Origin of the sequence: Agrobacterium sp. rho-8.1, from assembly GCF_033957725.1 — a bacterium.
Taxonomy (GTDB): Bacteria; Pseudomonadota; Alphaproteobacteria; order Rhizobiales; family Rhizobiaceae; genus Agrobacterium.
Map to the genome: position 1 here is coordinate 2720507 of NZ_CP192788.1, position 14438 is coordinate 2734944.

Below are 14438 nucleotides of genomic sequence, written 5' to 3' on the forward strand. Positions count from 1 at the left end.
TTTGAGTGCCCTACTCGGTGGTGATGGGCCGTGTCATCAATTGTTGAATGGCGGTCTTGATGTCCAGCTTGCCCTCGATGATCGCCGCAACCGCATCTGTAATTGGCATGTCGACACCGAGCCCATCGGCGAGACGCGACGCAACGGAGGCCGCGTAGGCGCCCTCCACCAAACCGCCATGAAATGTGGCGGCATCGCCGCCCTGCCCCAGCAAAATGCCGAAACGCAAATTACGCGACTGGTGGCTGGTCGCCGTCAGAACCAGATCTCCAAGGCCGGAAAGGCCACGAACAGTATTAGACTGCCCTCCCATGGCGGCGGCGAGACGCGACATTTCCGCGAGCCCGCGTGAAATCAGCGCCGCACGTGCGGAATCCCCGAGGCCCGCGCCTTCGACAATGCCGCCCGCAATCGCCAGCACATTCTTCAACGCACCACCCAGTTGCACACCGATACGATCCGTCGAGGCATAAAGCCGGAACGTACGGCCGGAAATTGTCTGCGCAAGTCGCTGGGCCACACTCAGGTCGCGCGCAGCGACCGCCATGGCCGTCGGCAACCCCTTGGCGATATCGGCCGCAAAGCCAGGACCTGATAAGACCCCGACCACATGATGCGGCAGTTCGCGCTCCAGCACATCCGTCAACAATTTTCCGGATAATCGGTCGATACCCTTGGCACAGGTCACGATAACGGTATCTTTAGCCAGGTAAGGACCGTAATGCCGTGCTGCATCCGCTTGCGCCTGCGATGGTATGGCGAAGAGAACGATGTCAGCATCTTCAAGAGCCTCGGGTTCAGCCGAGTATTTCAAGCCATCCGGCAAGGAAATGCCGGGCAGCGCTGCATCGTGAACGCCATCGGCGGACAGATCCGCCATCAACCCAGCGTCTCGGCCGAGCAACGTCACATTGTGGCGGTTTTCAAGCGCAACGACCACGGCGATTGCCGTGCCGAAAGCGCCTGCACCGATGACGACGATCTTCTCACGCTCCGTCATGCCTTTGCGCCTCGCTTGCCAAAGCCGATCAACGTCTGGGCCTGCGCATCCAGTGGCCAGCGTGAGCGCGGCTGAACATCGAGACTATCAGGCTCCATGCCTTGCGCCATGCGCTCGAGCCCCGCCCAGGCAATCATCGCAGCATTATCGGTGCACAGTTGCAAGGGTGGCGCGATGAACCGAAACCGATGCTTGTCGCACAAGTCCTGAAGCGTGCGACGTATCTCCTGATTGGCCGCAACGCCACCAGCCACGACCAGCGACGGACCTCCATCAACCGATGGAAACTCCTCCACAAACCTTTGCAGTCCACGGCCGATACGGTCTTTCAAAGTCCGCGATACGGCTTTTTGAAAAGAGGCGCAGATGTCCGCAATGTCCTGATCTGAGAGCGGGACAATAGCTGTTGCCGCCTGACGAACTGCGGTCTTCAGGCCGGAAAAGGAAAAATCGAGCCGCGCTTCACCCACCATCGGCCGAGGCAACGCGAAACGGTCCGCATTGCCAGTTTTTGCTGCCTTCTCGACCGCAGGCCCACCGGGATACGGTAGGCCCAAGAGCTTTGCGGTCTTGTCGAAGGCCTCGCCCAGCGCATCGTCGATGGTCGTGCCCCAGCGCTCATATTGACCGACGCCGCGCACGAGAATGAGCTGCGTATGCCCGCCGGAGACGAGCAGCATCAGGTAAGGGAAGGACAGGCCATCCGTCAAACGCGCCGTCAGCGCATGACCTTCGAGATGATTGATGGCGTAAAGCGGTTTCCCTGCCGCCTTGGCAATCGCCTTTCCCGTCATCAGACCGACGATCAGTCCGCCGATCAAACCGGGGCCAGAGGTTGCGGCGACAGCATCGATATCGGCAAGCGTCACGCCCGCACCGGCCAGTGCTTCTTCGATCAGGGTATCGAGTGCTTCCACATGGGCACGCGCGGCAATTTCCGGCACCACCCCACCATAGGCACTGTGTTCTTCCAGCTGCGACAAAACGACGTCAGAGACGATCTCGCCGCGACCGTCAGCATGCCGAACCACCACGGATGCAGCGGTTTCGTCGCAGCTTGTCTCAATGCCGAGGATACGAAGAAAGGGGGTCATCAGCCGGTTCGTTGATTGCGGTGTTTCAGAAACTTGGGTACGAACACCTCCGGTAACAATGGATAGAAGCGGATGCAAACAAAACCTTTTCGAATCGGCACGCGTGGCAGCCCCTTGGCGCTCGCGCAAGCCTTCGAGACGCGAGATCGCCTCGTCGCGGCGCATGGCCTTGTGCCGGAGATGTTCGAAATCGTGCCGATTGTGACGAAGGGTGACCGCATAGCTGATCGTGCTTTGTCGGAGGTCGGCGGCAAAGGACTGTTTACGGAGGAACTCGAGACGAAGCTTCTCTCCGGGGAGCTGGATTTTGCCGTGCACTCCTCCAAGGATATGGCGACGAAACTGCCAGATGGCTTACATCTGTCCGCGTTCCTGCCCCGCGAAGACGTGCGTGATGCTTTTATCGGTCGCACCGCCCCGAAACTCACAGAGTTGCCGCATGGCGCAACAGTCGGTTCCGCTTCGTTGCGCCGACAAGCTCTTATCCGCCGGGTGCGACCCGACCTCAACCTCATCCTCTTTCGGGGTGCCGTTGCAACGCGTCTGCGCAAGCTTGACGAGGGAATGGCGCACGCGACCTTACTCGCCTTTGCAGGTCTCAAACGCCTGAATATGGCTGACATACCGACGCAACTGCTGGAAACGAAAGATTTCCTCCCGGCACCGGCACAAGGCGCCATCGGCATCGAAAGTCGTATTGGCGATACCCGCATCGACGATCTACTCGCTGCCGTCAACCACTGTCCCACTTACGACGCCGTTTCCTGCGAGCGCGCGTTTCTGTCGGTTCTGGATGGTTCATGCCGAACACCGATTGCCGGTTACGCCCAATGCGATGGCGGTGACCTGCACTTTTCAGGCCTCATTCTGACACCGGATGGGCAAACAGAGCATAGTGTCGAAATCTCCGGAAAAAGCGCTCAAGCTTTGGAGCTGGGTAAAAAAGCCGGCGAACACGTCCGCGCTGCTGCAGGAACCGGTTTCTTCGAAAGCTGGAGCTAACGATGCGCGTCGTCGTCACACGCCCGGAAGCATCGGGGTTAAGGACGGCGCAGCTTTTGCACGAGATTGGCCATGAGCCTGTCCTGTTGCCGCTGACAAGTCCGACCCATGATGCAACGGCGGCCATTGCTGCCTTGGCAAAAACACCAGCATTCTTGGCAGTGACGAGTGCGGAGGCGGTTCGTGCCCTTTTAGGCTCAGGCGCAGATCTGGCTGCCAGCCTGCACAGACCCATATTTGTCGTCGGAAATGCCTCTGCAAAAGCGGCACGCGATGCTGGCTTTCAGGCGATTATCTCCGGCGAAAGCGATGGCTCAGCCTTGGCGCACCTCATCGCCGATACGGGCGCCTCCCATCGTGGCACCGTCCTCTATCTGGCAGGCACCCCAAGGGATCAGGGCTTTGAGCGCGCACTTGGTGAATTGAAAGTGCCTTTTAAAACCGTCGAAATCTACCGGATGCAGCCCGTTCCTTGGCAAAGCCACAACCTGAAAAAGCGTATTGCGGATATCCCAATCGATGCAGTCCTGTTTTATTCGAGCGAAGCCGTGCGGATCTTTTTCGAACTGATGGAACGTGAAAAATATCCTGAACAATTTCGTGATTGCAGGATGGTCTGCATCAGCAGCAAAGTACTTTCCCAGGTTCCCGCATCGTTTCAACACGCGGCATTCGCCAGCACTGCACCGAGTGAGTCTCGGATGTTTGATCTTCTTGATCGAGAAGCGGGAACCTAATTCCCTTCCGCCCCTTTCCTTTGCCGTTATCACTGACTAGGTTTAGGTAAATTCAGGCAGAATGAGGTTGTCATGGTATCGGGAAAACCGCCACGCCACTCCAAGTCCACCACTGAACCTGTCACGATCGATCTCGACGCGAAGGACGTGAAGGACATCGGCAAGGACAAGGACAAGGACACGGGGCCCGTAGAGGCCAAACCAGCAACAGGGCCGGAGGCGGTTGCACCCTCTGAGAAGACCTCAGCATTCGGCGCTGAAAAGTCGGACCCGAAACCGATATGGGACAACCAAGTCAGGAAGCCGATCGAGCCAGAGCCTAATCTTCAGAAGGCTGAAGACGTAAAGGCGGATCAAACGGCAAAACCCGCGGCGGCAGGCACGACAACCGTTCCGCCTTTCAAGACTGAGCCACTAAAATCCGACAAACCGACGACGCAGCCGCGACAACCGGAAGCATCTAAGCCGGCGACGGATAATAAAACCTTTGCGGCATCCTCGTCCAACGCCAAAAGCAGCGATAATGGTAGCCGGAATTCTGGTGTGTTATTGGCTGGCATCGTTGGTGGCTTGGTCGCGCTGGTGGCTGCGGGCAGCATGCAATATGCAGGTTACCTGCCTCCGTTTTCGTCCAGCACTGGCTCGTCCGACGAACTGGCATCCCTCAAGACCGAGGTTTCAAGTCTGCGCCAGCAAATATCCAATGCGCCACAAACGACAGCTGACACATCTGCACTTGAAACGCGTATGGCTGCTCTGGAGAGCTCGACAGCATCCGGCGGTGGTGATGTCACTGACAAGCTGGCCTCACTCGAATCCACCCTATCGACCCTACAATCTGAAAAAGCCGCACAAGACGCGGCCAATGCCGACTTGACACGCCGCTTGAGCGACGCGGAAACCAAGATCAACGAACCACGCGACGATATCGAAGTGGCGCGCGCCATTGCGTCTGCGGGCCTGAAGGCTGCTATCGACCGAGGTGGGCCGTTCTTGACCGAATTGGACACCCTGTCACGCGTGACGCCTGACGATCCCGCCATTCAATCGTTAAGACCCTTCGCCAATACCGGCGTTCCATCCCGCTCCGAATTGACTCGCAATTTCCCGGATGTCGCCAATGCCATGCTTGACTCGCTCAACCAGACAGATCCCAACCAAGGCATCGTTGATCGCTTGGCGGAAAGTGCGCTGTCGCTCGTCAAGGTAAGGCCGGTGGGCAATGTGGAAGGGGAAGGTGCAGAAGCCAAGATCGCGCGCATCGAGGACAAGCTTCGCAATGGTGACCTGAAGGGCGCCTCTCTTGAGTGGGATGGCCTGCCCGAGCCTGCCAAGACTGCATCAAAAGATTTCAAGACATCGCTCGATGCCCGCGTGCAGGTCGAGGATCTTGTAAACGGCACGCTGACCCGCGCTATCAGCAGCACCGGCCAGCAGGGGTAAGACATGACAAAGATTATCAGTTTCGTCGTCATCGTCCTTCTCGTCGGCTTTGGTTTCTCTTGGCTCGCAGACCGGCCAGGCGTCCTATCGATTGTCTGGCAAGGCCAATTGATCGAGATGAGCCTCATGGTGGCTGCGTCTCTTGTGGCAGCCCTCGTTGCTGCTGTCATGATCGTCTGGTGGCTGTTCAACACCGTATGGACTTCACCGCACGCGGCACGCCGCTATTTCCGCTCGCGAAAGCGCGATCGAGGCTATCAGGCCCTCTCGACCGGCTTGATCGCAGCAGGTGCTGGAAACGCTATTCTTGCTCGGAAAATGACCGCGCGAACGCAAGGGCTTTTGAACGCTGATCAAGAACCGTTGATCCATCTACTGGAAGCGCAGGCAGACCTGATCGAAGGCAAATACGACGCGGCCCGCCGCAAGTTCGAAGCGATGGCTCAGGACCCTGAAACCCGCGAGCTCGGCCTTCGTGGTCTTTACATGGAAGCCCGACGCCAAGGCGCGAACGAAGCGGCACTGGAATATGCGGAAGATGCTGCAAAGAATGCGCCCTACCTGCCATGGGCGGCGCAGGCGACCCTTGAGAGCAAATCCCGAAGCGGCGAATGGGACGATGCTATTCGTCTGCTCGACCAACAAAAGGCGGCAAGCGTTCTGGAGCGCGGTGAAGCCGAGCGCCTAAAAGCGGTTCTGCTGACGGCAAAAGCCGAAGAGAAATTCGAGAGCGACCCAAAAGCCGCGCGCGAAGATGCCAAGCAGGCGCTGAAACTGTCAAAGGGGCTCGTGCCTGCGGCTCTGGTTGCTGCCAAATCCTATCTGCGCGAAGACAATCTGCGCAAGGCTGCCGCAGTCCTTGAGCCTGTCTGGAAGATTGCGCCGCATCCGCAGATCGCCCAGCTTTACATACGAGCTCGCAGCGGTGATACCGCCATTGACCGCCTCAAACGGGCGGAGCGGCTCGAAAGTCTCAAGCCCAACAATGTTGAAGCCCTTGTTGCCGTTGCTCAGGCATCGCTCGATGCACAGGACTTCGCCCGCGCGCGGAGCAAAGCACAAGCTGCCGCACGCATCGAGCCGCGCGAAAGCACATATCTGCTACTCGCTGATATCGAAGAAGCCGAAACAGGTGATCAGGGCCGCATTCGCCATTGGATGGCGCAGGCACTGCGCGCACCGAGAGATCATGCCTGGGTGGCGGACGGTATTGTCTCCGAAAAGTGGCTGCCTGCTTCTCCCGTCACCGGTCGTCTGGATGCGTTCGAATGGAAAATGCCGTTCGGCCAGATGGAAGGCCCCGTCGAGGATGTCAGCGTCGATGACGCGCTGTCGTCCTTACCCGATGTGGCAAAGCCCGAAATTCGCGAAAAAATTATCGAAATACCTGTACCAGCCAAGGTATCAGAGCCTGTGCTGCAGCCTGACACACCCGTGGTAATCGCTGAAAAGCCAGTGGCGCCAAAACCGATGGTCGCCACCTCTACGGAAAACAAGCAGCTTGAAAGACAGCAGGAACCAGTCGCCTTTTTCGGCGGAGCCCCAGACGATCCGGGCGTGAAGAGGCCCGCTGGTGATCTGGACGAAAAAACGCGACTGAAATTGTTTTAACGAACACAAAGGACCGCCATGCTCGAGCGTATTCAGTCGTTTTTTCATAATCTCACGCAGGGCAGTCCTTCCGAGGATTTTGCGCCCGACGACCTGCGCGTAGCCATCGCAGCACTCTGTTTTCAGGTTATGGAGGCCGACGGTACAGTCTCCAGGGTAGAACGTCAGCGTCTGCGTGAGCTGTTGCAGGAGCATTATGACCTTAGTTCCAACAAGCTGGACGCGCTGATGGAAGCAGGCCGCGAGGCTGGCCGGGAAGCGGTCGACTATTATCGTTTCACTGCCGACATTCGCCGTCACCTTGATGAGGAAAAGCGCGTTGAGCTGATCGGTATCCTCTGGGATATCGTCTATGCGGATGGCGAGCGTAATGAGATGGAAGACCATGTGATCTGGCGTGTCGCCGACCTTCTGGGCGTCTCGGTCCGAGACCGCGTTCTGCAGCGCCAACAAGCCGCCACGCATGTGAATATATCGGATGAAAGTGAAACCGAGAAAGATGCTGTTTGATCCGTCTGATCACAGAGGCAGCCAAGACAGAATCCTGATCGTTCTGCATCAGGAGAGGTCAACGCCCGGTCGGGTTGGGCAAATGCTGATAGAGAAAGGGTACCGACTCGACATTAGGCGGCCCGCATTGGGTGACGATCTGCCGACCACCCTGTCTGCCCATGCCGGTGCGGTGATATTCGGTGGCCCGATGAGTGCAAACGATCCGGACGCATTCATCCAGATGGAAATCGACTGGCTGAAAATCCCGCTTGAAGAAGACAAACCGTTTCTTGGAATATGCCTTGGCGCACAAATGCTCTGCAAGCACCTCGGCGCGAGGGTGAATGGCGACGAGCACGGCAGAGTGGAAATCGGATGGTATCCTCTGCGCGCGACCGAAAAAGGCAACCTTCTCATGTCATCCTGGCCACAGATGGTCTATCATTTTCACCGCGAAGGATTTGAGTTGCCGCACGGGGCAGAGCTGCTGGCCACAGGTGACGCGTACCCCAATCAGGCCTTCCGTTACGGTCGAAATGCCTGGGGTCTGCAGTTTCATGCAGAGTTGACACGCGCGATGATGCAAAGCTGGGTGGTACGTGGCGCTGCGAAATTTGGTATGCCGAACGCGCAGGTTGGAAGCCAGCATCTGGAAGGCCGAATGCTGTTCGACAATGCGCTCAAAGTGTGGCTCTCGCAGTTTCTGGATCTGGTCTTTCAACGTAGATTACAGACAACCACCGTTTCTAGCGACGCAGCACTTCTGTCAGTTTGACACCAATGACGTTGTCCTCGCCGTCGGAGACGATTTCACCACGACCGATGGTCTGACCGTTGACCCGGATTTCAACCGGATCGCCAAAACTCCTGTTCAAGAGAACGACCTGATCTTTGTTGAGGGCCATGAGCGCGGAAACAGAGACCTGCGCGTGCCCGATGACGACTTCCATCGTCAGCGGTATCTCATCGAAATGTTTACCGGACGGTTGCGGCGAGGCGACGAGAGCGCGGCTGTTATCGTGCATCGGTTGGCCCCAATCCGCAAGTTGCGCGCTTACGGCCTGCCGATCCGAAACAGGAGGGTTCAGGGTATGTTCGACCCGATAAGGCTGTTTGAAACTCGCGCCAACAGCTGGCCACGAGAAAGGCGCTGCACCGTCACTTGAATCCATCATGGAACACCCTCGGCATATCGAATCAGCCACATCCATAGGGCCACTGTCATTGTACTGGAGCTGCCGACGCCGTGACTGCTGATTTGCAAAAGAATGACAGTATGATTAACGCGCACCTAACATCCACAGGCGGAGGTTCGCAGACGGCGTTCAGATAAAACGACTGCCTCAAAACGACACACATTTTCAAACTGGTGCAATGTCTTAAGACTGAAAGATCAACCCTGTAACACGTCAGGACATATAGCAGCAGATCTTGGAGTCAAAAATGGACGCAGGTCATTTATTTGGATCAGCGCAAAAACAGCGGCGTGACGGCTGGAAGACCATGTAAATCAACCGCCACTTGCCGGTCGCCGTGTGAATGACTAAATGTCACCCAACAACGATATGGAGACATTGATGCTTGCCCTGTTTCAGACGATCGATCTGGCGTTAAACCTTTATACCTGGATACTGATTATCAGTGCCATCTTCTCATGGCTCTATGCCTTCAATGTCATCAATTCTTCGAACCAGTTCGTGGGAGCGATCGGCAGCTTTCTCTACAATGTCACCGAACCGGCGCTGCGACCCATTCGTCGTGTACTGCCAAACCTTGGCGGCATCGATATTTCGCCGATCATCCTTCTTCTGATCATCTTCTTCATCCGTTCGTTGATGTGGAACACGATCTACCCGCTGGTCGCCTGACCTTTGGTCAGTATAAAAAAATCCTCCGGTTCAAATGCGAACCGGAGGATTTGTCATTTCTATGGATGCGCAATGGCTGACGTCAGCTTTGTGCCTTGTAGCGCTCGATCGCTTCGATGATCAGCTTTTTGGCAACATCTACATTCTGCCAGCCGCCCATCTTCACCCATTTGCCGGGCTCCAGATCCTTGTAGTGCTCGAAGAAGTGCTCAATCTGCTTAAGCGTGATTTCCGGCAGGTCTGTGTAATTCTGGACCTTGTCGTAACGCTGGGTCAGCTTAGGGGCTGGAACGGCAAGAATCTTTTCATCCTTGCCACCGTCGTCTTCCATGATCATCACGCCGATTGGGCGCACATTGATCACACAGCCGGGTACCAGCGGCCGCGTGTTGCAGATCAGGACATCGATCGGGTCACCATCTTCAGACAGCGTGTGCGGCACGAAGCCGTAGTTGCCCGGATAGGTCATAGGCGTGTAGAGAAAACGGTCGACGACCAGAGCGCCCGCGTCCTTGTCCATCTCGTACTTGATGGGGTGGCCGCCGACGGGGACCTCCACGATCACATTGATATCATCCGGCGGGTTCTTGCCGATAGAAATAGCATCGATACGCATTCGCTTCCCTCGATTAGGTGGGTTGGACTGGCATGTCGATACTGGGAAAGTCGCAGCTTTGCAACACGATGATGGCAGTTGCACCAAAACTCATAGTGCCAATTGGTGGTTCTGACCAGCGTTGCGAAGACCGTTAAAAGTGAACTCGACAAACGCTCTCGTCACGATCGTCCGCCAACAGACGATCACTTCATCAAGCAACGCCAGAAAGAATGGGTCTTTAAAAAGCCTACAGGTCGATGATCGTCCCGCGGCCATCGTTCCATACCCGCATGCTCTGTTCCTCACGCTGGTGAGGCTTCACTGGGATGGGAGCTGGTTTAAGGCGGGAGGACAGCAGGCGCGCTGCGCTGAGCACCGCCAACGTCCCCACGAGCGCAACCGTCAAGGAGGCTGTGAAGAGTGCGGCCAACGCCAGAATTGCGATGCTGGAAGCGGCGAAGAAGAATGTACGAATGCCCTGCATGATCCAAACCTTTCTGTCCAGACGAATGTGGGCCTTCTCTGCGTTGCTTGCAAGAGGATGCACACCGCCTATCTGCTTGCGAATGTCACAAAAGGTTGACACAAGTGCGGCATGGCCGATTTTTATTTCAACGATACTGCTCGCCCACGCCGCTCACTTTTGTCGGTGCCCGCCATCAATCTTCGCGCACTTGCAAAACTCGGCACACTGGAATGCGACGGCGTCATCTTCGACCTGGAAGATTCGGTCGCACCGGAGATGAAAGACGAGGCCAGAAATAACCTCCTGACCTTCTTCAGGGAAACACCCCTTGTTGGCCGCGAGGCGATGATCCGCATCAATCCGATCTCCACCACGACAGGACTGAGTGACCTGAAGGTGGTGCTGGCTTGCGCGCCGGATGCGATCCTTCTGCCCAAGGTGGAGCAGCCATCGCATATTCAGGACGTCGCCGATTGGCTGGCAGAGGCGGATGCGCCGGACGGCCTGAAAATCTGGGCGATGATCGAAACACCGAAAGGCATTTTAAACGTTGCCGCCATTGCCGAGGCGTCGCATACGCTGGGCGCGCGGCTGGGTGGCTTCGTGGTCGGCCTGAACGATCTGCGGAAGGAGACGCGCGTTCCTGCGCAGACCGGGCGCACCTATCTCTTGCCATGGTTGATGCAAATCGTGCTGGCCGCGCGCGCCTATGGTCTCGATGTGATCGACAGCGTTTCCAACGAATTTCGCGATCTGGATGCTTTCGCCGAAGAGTGCGGACAGGGTCGCGCCATGGGTTTTGATGGCAAGATGCTGATCCATCCCTCCCAGATCGAAGCTGCAAACCAGGCTTTTGCGCCGGATGAAAAATCCTTGGCAGAGGCGCATGAGATTATTGCGACTTTCGCAAAACCGGAATCTGTGGGATTGAACGTCATCAATTCCAATGGTCGGATGATCGAGCGGCTGCATGTGGATCAGGCGAAAAGGCTTGTGGCAATGGCCGCGATCATCGAACAGATGAAAGGCAAAAAAGCATGAAGGTCTATCGTTTCATCACTGGTCCCGACGACGCAAAGTTCTGTCACCGCGTCACCGAAGCGCTTAACAAGGGCTGGGAACTGGCGGGTTCACCGACCTACGCCTTCAATGCGGCAACTGGCGTGATGCATTGCGGACAGCCGGTCATCAAGATGGTCGAAGGTAAAGAATACCACCCGGATATGAAGCTGGGCGAGCAGTAGGACTCTTGACAACGGCGGATCAACGATCCGTCGCTGCCTCGTCGGCGCTTTCTTCGATGCGCTCCATATCGTCGTCGGAGAGGCCAAAATGGTGGCCGATTTCGTGAATGAGCACATGAGTGATGATATCGCCCAGCGTCTCCTCGTTTTCGGCCCAGTAGTCCAGTATGGGGCGGCGATAAAGGATGATGCGATTGACCATCTCGCCTGTTTCCATGGTGAAGCGTTCTGAAATGCCGCGTCCCTCGAACAGACCGAGCAGATCGAACGGCGTCTCCAGAGCCATGTCCTCGAACACCTCATCGGTCGGAAAATCCGCGATCTCGATGATCAGGTCCTTGGTCAGCGCGCGAAACTCTTCGGGCAAATGGCCATATGCCTCGATGGCAAGCGATTCGAACGCTGAAAGTGTCGGCGCGTGGCGATCCCGCCAATCGTCGGTTTTGTCTATGCGGGCCATTTCTGCTCCTTGTTGAGAGGCCCATATAAACCCTTGCCGACAAAATTTCGAGACCTGTTTGCCACAAGGGACGAAATCCCCTGAGATTCTTGGACATCACGGTTACTTTCCGCCCCCTTGCGACCTTGACAGAAACGGCTTGGTCGCGTATCCGGCACGTGAAATCGAGGGCGTATTGCGTCTTCCGTTCACACCGCTTTATCAAAAGCGGTTTCATCGGCGCGGTTTTTAGAGGCCTTCAGCTTCCAGAACCAAGCTATCCGACTGATAAAAAGACGGCCAGACCGCATTTGCGGGCAGAGCCGGAACGAACATGAAAGGGTAAAAAATGTTCGCAGTCATCAAGACCGGCGGTAAGCAGTACCGTGTAGCGGCCAACGACGTGCTCACAATTGAAAAGTTGGAAGCAGACGCTGGCGCAACTGTAGAATTCACCGAAGTTCTCGTGATCGGCGTTGGCGCTGACGCACAGTTCGGCGCACCTTTCGTTGCAGGCGCAACGGTCAAGGCTGAAGTTGTCGAACACAATCGCGGCAAGAAGGTCATCGCCTTCAAGAAGCGTCGTCGTCAGAACTCCAAGCGTACGCGCGGTCATCGTCAGCATCACACCGTCGTCCGTATCACGGACATCGTTGCAGCCTAATCGGCGCGACACGGGAAACTAGGTTTTTAAAGGAGAAATCCAATGGCACATAAAAAAGCTGGTGGTTCATCGCGTAACGGTCGCGATTCGAATTCCAAGCGCCTTGGCGTGAAGAAGTTCGGCGGCGAAGCCGTCATTCCAGGCAACATTATTCTGCGCCAGCGCGGAACGCAGTGGCATCCAGGCGCCAATGTTGGCCTTGGCAAAGACCACACGATTTTCGCGCTGACAGCCGGTAACGTGTCCTTCCGCTCGAAGGGCAATGGCCGCGTATACGTGTCTGTGGCACCGAAAGCGGAAGCAGCAGAATAAGCCGGTCGCGTCATATGCAGCCGGTGTCTCAATGACCCGGCTGAAGACGTAACAGGTTCAGTCACAAAAAGGGGAGTTGGGGCACCACCCAACTCCCCTTTTTCTTAACCTCATGGAGGGACTGAACCATGCAAGCTGAATTGTTGAGGGAAGACCAATCACGGTCACCCGAAGAACGGCCGAGACCTGATAGGTCGAGGAGCGATTGCCCCGTCTTATTATCGCAAAGGCTCGTTTTGCGCGCGCCTCACGAAGAAGACATTGACGCCCTTGCCCATCTTGCCAACAACGCCAACATCGCGACCATGGTGTCGCGTATGCCGCACCCCTACACGGCCAAAGATGCCGCGGATTTCGTGCGACGTGCAAAAGTGGGCGAGATTGGCAAGTGCGTCTATGCGATTACCCGCATGGAGAACGGCGAGTTTATGGGCTGCTGCGGGCTGGAACCGCAGGAAGACGGCAAGACCCTGGAGATGGGGTACTGGCTCGGCGAACGCTACTGGAACAATGGATACACCACAGAAGCCGCCCATGCGCTGATCGACATGGCGTTCCGAACCCGCGACATCGAACAGATCGATGCCCGTTGCCGGGTCACCAATATCGCATCGCGCCGCGTCATACAAAAGTGCGGTTTTCAGCTTCAAGGTTCCGGTATGGTCGGATCTTTGGCGCTGGGCGGCATGGTCCCAGTCGAATGGTACCGGCTGGACCGCAAGACATGGGTTTCACTGAGAAGCTGGGGAGATATGCGATGAGAACGGCGCACGCAATCACGAAGCAAAGCGCTCCCTCGGTTCTTGAGACAGACCGCTTGGTGCTGCGCCCGCAGCGCCTTTCGGATGCCGGGAGCATTGCGCAATCGCTCAGCGACTTTCAGGTTACCCGCATGCTCGCGCGTGTTCCAGCGCCCTATTACAAGCAGGATGCCCTGGAGTGGCTGATCATCAGGACGTCAAGCACTTCCCTCGAGTGGGACTTTGCCATTACCTGCGGTGACGACACTTTGATCGGCGTCGTTTCGATAGAGCGGCTTCGTGACGAGTGGCGTCTCGGCTATTGGCTCGACCGTGCCCATTGGGGCAAGGGCTATATGACCGAGGCCGTGGCTGGCGTCGTCGAACGCTTCTTTCAGCACATGCCGAACGAGGTGCTCTATTCCGGCATGTTTGCCGATAACCAGGCCTCTTTGCGGGTCCAGAACAAGCTTGGTTTCCAGATCATCGGGTGCCATGAGATCTATGCTATCGCACGCGCAAGCATGGTGACACATCTGGATACCGCATTGGCGGCACATGCTTTTCAAAAGCCGCGACCGTAAACAACATGAGTTAGGGCCGGTTTCGTTGCAAACCGGCCTTGCCCTATCGGTTCTCGCACAACGATAATCTTTGACCTTGAGAGCCCGCACCTATATTTGGAGCGACAGATCCTTTTTAAAAAAAGCAAATCCGCAAATTTTTGC

The 14438-nt window shown here is 56.6% G+C and carries 19 protein-coding genes; 13 read left to right on the forward strand and 6 right to left on the reverse strand.

Annotated features, from left to right (window positions below; all coding sequences use genetic code 11):
- Positions 1-10: 10 nt before the first annotated feature.
- Positions 11-1000: an NAD(P)H-dependent glycerol-3-phosphate dehydrogenase gene (locus tag RMR21_RS13325; protein ID WP_498668462.1), complete on the reverse strand. Its 990-nt coding sequence runs from the start codon at positions 998-1000 to the stop codon at positions 11-13.
- Positions 997-2094 (reverse strand): tRNA (adenosine(37)-N6)-threonylcarbamoyltransferase complex transferase subunit TsaD, encoded by a 1098-nt coding sequence (gene tsaD / locus RMR21_RS13330; RefSeq protein WP_498668463.1) that lies wholly within the window; start codon positions 2092-2094, stop codon positions 997-999. The genes RMR21_RS13325 and tsaD overlap by 4 nt, the downstream gene beginning before the upstream one ends.
- Before the next feature lie 72 nt (positions 2095-2166).
- On the opposite strand from tsaD, the gene hemC reads away from it, so the two are divergent.
- The 6 genes from hemC (at position 2167) to RMR21_RS13360 (ending at position 8154) form a co-directional block, all read left to right on the forward strand.
- Complete coding sequence (hemC, locus tag RMR21_RS13335) at positions 2167-3096, forward strand: hydroxymethylbilane synthase (RefSeq protein ID WP_498668464.1); 930 nt, start codon at positions 2167-2169, stop codon at positions 3094-3096.
- A 2-nt stretch (positions 3097-3098) separates the two neighbouring features.
- Positions 3099-3833 carry a uroporphyrinogen-III synthase gene (locus RMR21_RS13340; protein WP_498668465.1) on the forward strand — a complete coding sequence of 245 codons (735 nt, stop codon included), beginning with the start codon at positions 3099-3101 and terminating at the stop codon, positions 3831-3833.
- Between the two features lie 72 nt (positions 3834-3905).
- Positions 3906-5276, forward strand: coding sequence for a COG4223 family protein (locus tag RMR21_RS13345; protein WP_498668466.1), 1371 nt, complete (start codon positions 3906-3908; stop codon positions 5274-5276).
- Between the two features lie 3 nt (positions 5277-5279).
- Positions 5280-6887 (forward strand): heme biosynthesis protein HemY, encoded by a 1608-nt coding sequence (locus tag RMR21_RS13350; protein WP_498668467.1) that lies wholly within the window; start codon positions 5280-5282, stop codon positions 6885-6887.
- A gap of 18 nt (positions 6888-6905) precedes the next feature.
- Positions 6906-7397 carry a tellurite resistance TerB family protein gene (locus RMR21_RS13355; RefSeq protein ID WP_498668468.1) on the forward strand — a complete coding sequence of 164 codons (492 nt, stop codon included), beginning with the start codon at positions 6906-6908 and terminating at the stop codon, positions 7395-7397.
- Complete coding sequence (locus RMR21_RS13360) at positions 7387-8154, forward strand: glutamine amidotransferase (RefSeq protein ID WP_498670167.1); 768 nt, start codon at positions 7387-7389, stop codon at positions 8152-8154. Before RMR21_RS13355 ends, RMR21_RS13360 begins: the two co-directional genes overlap by 11 nt.
- Here the strand turns inward: RMR21_RS13360 and RMR21_RS13365 are convergent.
- Positions 8126-8554 (reverse strand): FliM/FliN family flagellar motor switch protein, encoded by a 429-nt coding sequence (locus tag RMR21_RS13365; protein ID WP_498668469.1) that lies wholly within the window; start codon positions 8552-8554, stop codon positions 8126-8128. The two genes, RMR21_RS13360 and RMR21_RS13365, sit on opposite strands and share 29 nt — an antisense overlap.
- 402 nt (positions 8555-8956) lie before the next feature.
- On the opposite strand from RMR21_RS13365, the gene RMR21_RS13370 reads away from it, so the two are divergent.
- A complete protein-coding gene (locus RMR21_RS13370) occupies positions 8957-9247 on the forward strand; it encodes a YggT family protein (protein WP_498668470.1) in 291 nt (96 codons plus the stop codon).
- 82 nt (positions 9248-9329) lie between these two features.
- Here RMR21_RS13370 and ppa read toward each other — a convergent pair whose 3' ends face one another.
- Together ppa and RMR21_RS13380 are read right to left on the reverse strand one after the other, a co-directional pair.
- The gene (gene ppa / locus RMR21_RS13375) at positions 9330-9863 is read right to left on the reverse strand and encodes an inorganic diphosphatase (protein WP_498668471.1); all 534 of its coding nucleotides are present in this window, start codon (positions 9861-9863) and stop codon (positions 9330-9332) included.
- Between the two features lie 229 nt (positions 9864-10092).
- On the reverse strand, positions 10093-10329 hold the full coding sequence (locus RMR21_RS13380) for a hypothetical protein (protein WP_498668472.1): 237 nt from the start codon (positions 10327-10329) through the stop codon (positions 10093-10095).
- Between the two features lie 111 nt (positions 10330-10440).
- Between RMR21_RS13380 and RMR21_RS13385 the strand changes: the two genes are divergently transcribed.
- Both RMR21_RS13385 and RMR21_RS13390 read left to right on the forward strand, forming a co-directional pair.
- The gene (locus RMR21_RS13385; RefSeq protein WP_498668473.1) at positions 10441-11352 is read left to right on the forward strand and encodes an HpcH/HpaI aldolase/citrate lyase family protein; all 912 of its coding nucleotides are present in this window, start codon (positions 10441-10443) and stop codon (positions 11350-11352) included.
- Positions 11349-11555: a DUF1737 domain-containing protein gene (locus RMR21_RS13390; RefSeq protein ID WP_498668474.1), complete on the forward strand. Its 207-nt coding sequence runs from the start codon at positions 11349-11351 to the stop codon at positions 11553-11555. Before RMR21_RS13385 ends, RMR21_RS13390 begins: the two co-directional genes overlap by 4 nt.
- A 19-nt stretch (positions 11556-11574) precedes the next feature.
- Here RMR21_RS13390 and RMR21_RS13395 read toward each other — a convergent pair whose 3' ends face one another.
- Positions 11575-12015: a metallopeptidase family protein gene (locus RMR21_RS13395; RefSeq protein WP_045230875.1), complete on the reverse strand. Its 441-nt coding sequence runs from the start codon at positions 12013-12015 to the stop codon at positions 11575-11577.
- A 328-nt stretch (positions 12016-12343) separates the two neighbouring features.
- On the opposite strand from RMR21_RS13395, the gene rplU reads away from it, so the two are divergent.
- From rplU to RMR21_RS13415, 4 genes are all read left to right on the forward strand, one after another.
- On the forward strand, positions 12344-12658 hold the full coding sequence (gene rplU / locus RMR21_RS13400) for a 50S ribosomal protein L21 (protein ID WP_045230876.1): 315 nt from the start codon (positions 12344-12346) through the stop codon (positions 12656-12658).
- Between the two features lie 42 nt (positions 12659-12700).
- On the forward strand, positions 12701-12970 hold the full coding sequence (gene rpmA / locus RMR21_RS13405) for a 50S ribosomal protein L27 (RefSeq protein ID WP_045230877.1): 270 nt from the start codon (positions 12701-12703) through the stop codon (positions 12968-12970).
- A gap of 128 nt (positions 12971-13098) precedes the next feature.
- Complete coding sequence (locus tag RMR21_RS13410; RefSeq protein ID WP_498668475.1) at positions 13099-13731, forward strand: GNAT family N-acetyltransferase; 633 nt, start codon at positions 13099-13101, stop codon at positions 13729-13731.
- Positions 13728-14294, forward strand: a complete 567-nt coding sequence (locus RMR21_RS13415; RefSeq protein WP_498668476.1) for a GNAT family N-acetyltransferase — start codon at positions 13728-13730, stop codon at positions 14292-14294. The genes RMR21_RS13410 and RMR21_RS13415 overlap by 4 nt, the downstream gene beginning before the upstream one ends.
- Positions 14295-14438 lie beyond the last annotated feature (144 nt).

Bases quoted from the DNA above. Each gene is read 5' to 3' on its own strand.
- hemC (WP_498668464.1), top strand. From the start codon at position 2,167: ATGCAAACAAAACCTTTTCGAATCGGCACGCGTGGCAGCCCCTTGGCG.
- RMR21_RS13360 (WP_498670167.1), top strand. From the start codon at position 7,387: ATGCTGTTTGATCCGTCTGATCACAGAGGCAGCCAAGACAGAATCCTG.
- RMR21_RS13365 (WP_498668469.1), bottom strand. From the start codon at position 8,554: ATGATGGATTCAAGTGACGGTGCAGCGCCTTTCTCGTGGCCAGCTGTT.
- RMR21_RS13415 (WP_498668476.1), top strand. From the start codon at position 13,728: ATGAGAACGGCGCACGCAATCACGAAGCAAAGCGCTCCCTCGGTTCTT.
- rpmA (WP_045230877.1), top strand. From the start codon at position 12,701: ATGGCACATAAAAAAGCTGGTGGTTCATCGCGTAACGGTCGCGATTCG.
- RMR21_RS13390 (WP_498668474.1), top strand. From the start codon at position 11,349: ATGAAGGTCTATCGTTTCATCACTGGTCCCGACGACGCAAAGTTCTGT.
- ppa (WP_498668471.1), bottom strand. From the start codon at position 9,863: ATGCGTATCGATGCTATTTCTATCGGCAAGAACCCGCCGGATGATATC.
- RMR21_RS13355 (WP_498668468.1), top strand. From the start codon at position 6,906: ATGCTCGAGCGTATTCAGTCGTTTTTTCATAATCTCACGCAGGGCAGT.
- RMR21_RS13385 (WP_498668473.1), top strand. From the start codon at position 10,441: ATGGCCGATTTTTATTTCAACGATACTGCTCGCCCACGCCGCTCACTT.
- RMR21_RS13370 (WP_498668470.1), top strand. From the start codon at position 8,957: ATGCTTGCCCTGTTTCAGACGATCGATCTGGCGTTAAACCTTTATACC.
- rplU (WP_045230876.1), top strand. From the start codon at position 12,344: ATGTTCGCAGTCATCAAGACCGGCGGTAAGCAGTACCGTGTAGCGGCC.
- tsaD (WP_498668463.1), bottom strand. From the start codon at position 2,094: ATGACCCCCTTTCTTCGTATCCTCGGCATTGAGACAAGCTGCGACGAA.
- RMR21_RS13340 (WP_498668465.1), top strand. From the start codon at position 3,099: ATGCGCGTCGTCGTCACACGCCCGGAAGCATCGGGGTTAAGGACGGCG.
- RMR21_RS13345 (WP_498668466.1), top strand. From the start codon at position 3,906: ATGGTATCGGGAAAACCGCCACGCCACTCCAAGTCCACCACTGAACCT.
- RMR21_RS13380 (WP_498668472.1), bottom strand. From the start codon at position 10,329: ATGCAGGGCATTCGTACATTCTTCTTCGCCGCTTCCAGCATCGCAATT.
- RMR21_RS13395 (WP_045230875.1), bottom strand. From the start codon at position 12,015: ATGGCCCGCATAGACAAAACCGACGATTGGCGGGATCGCCACGCGCCG.
- RMR21_RS13350 (WP_498668467.1), top strand. From the start codon at position 5,280: ATGACAAAGATTATCAGTTTCGTCGTCATCGTCCTTCTCGTCGGCTTT.
- RMR21_RS13410 (WP_498668475.1), top strand. From the start codon at position 13,099: ATGCAAGCTGAATTGTTGAGGGAAGACCAATCACGGTCACCCGAAGAA.
- RMR21_RS13325 (WP_498668462.1), bottom strand. From the start codon at position 1,000: ATGACGGAGCGTGAGAAGATCGTCGTCATCGGTGCAGGCGCTTTCGGC.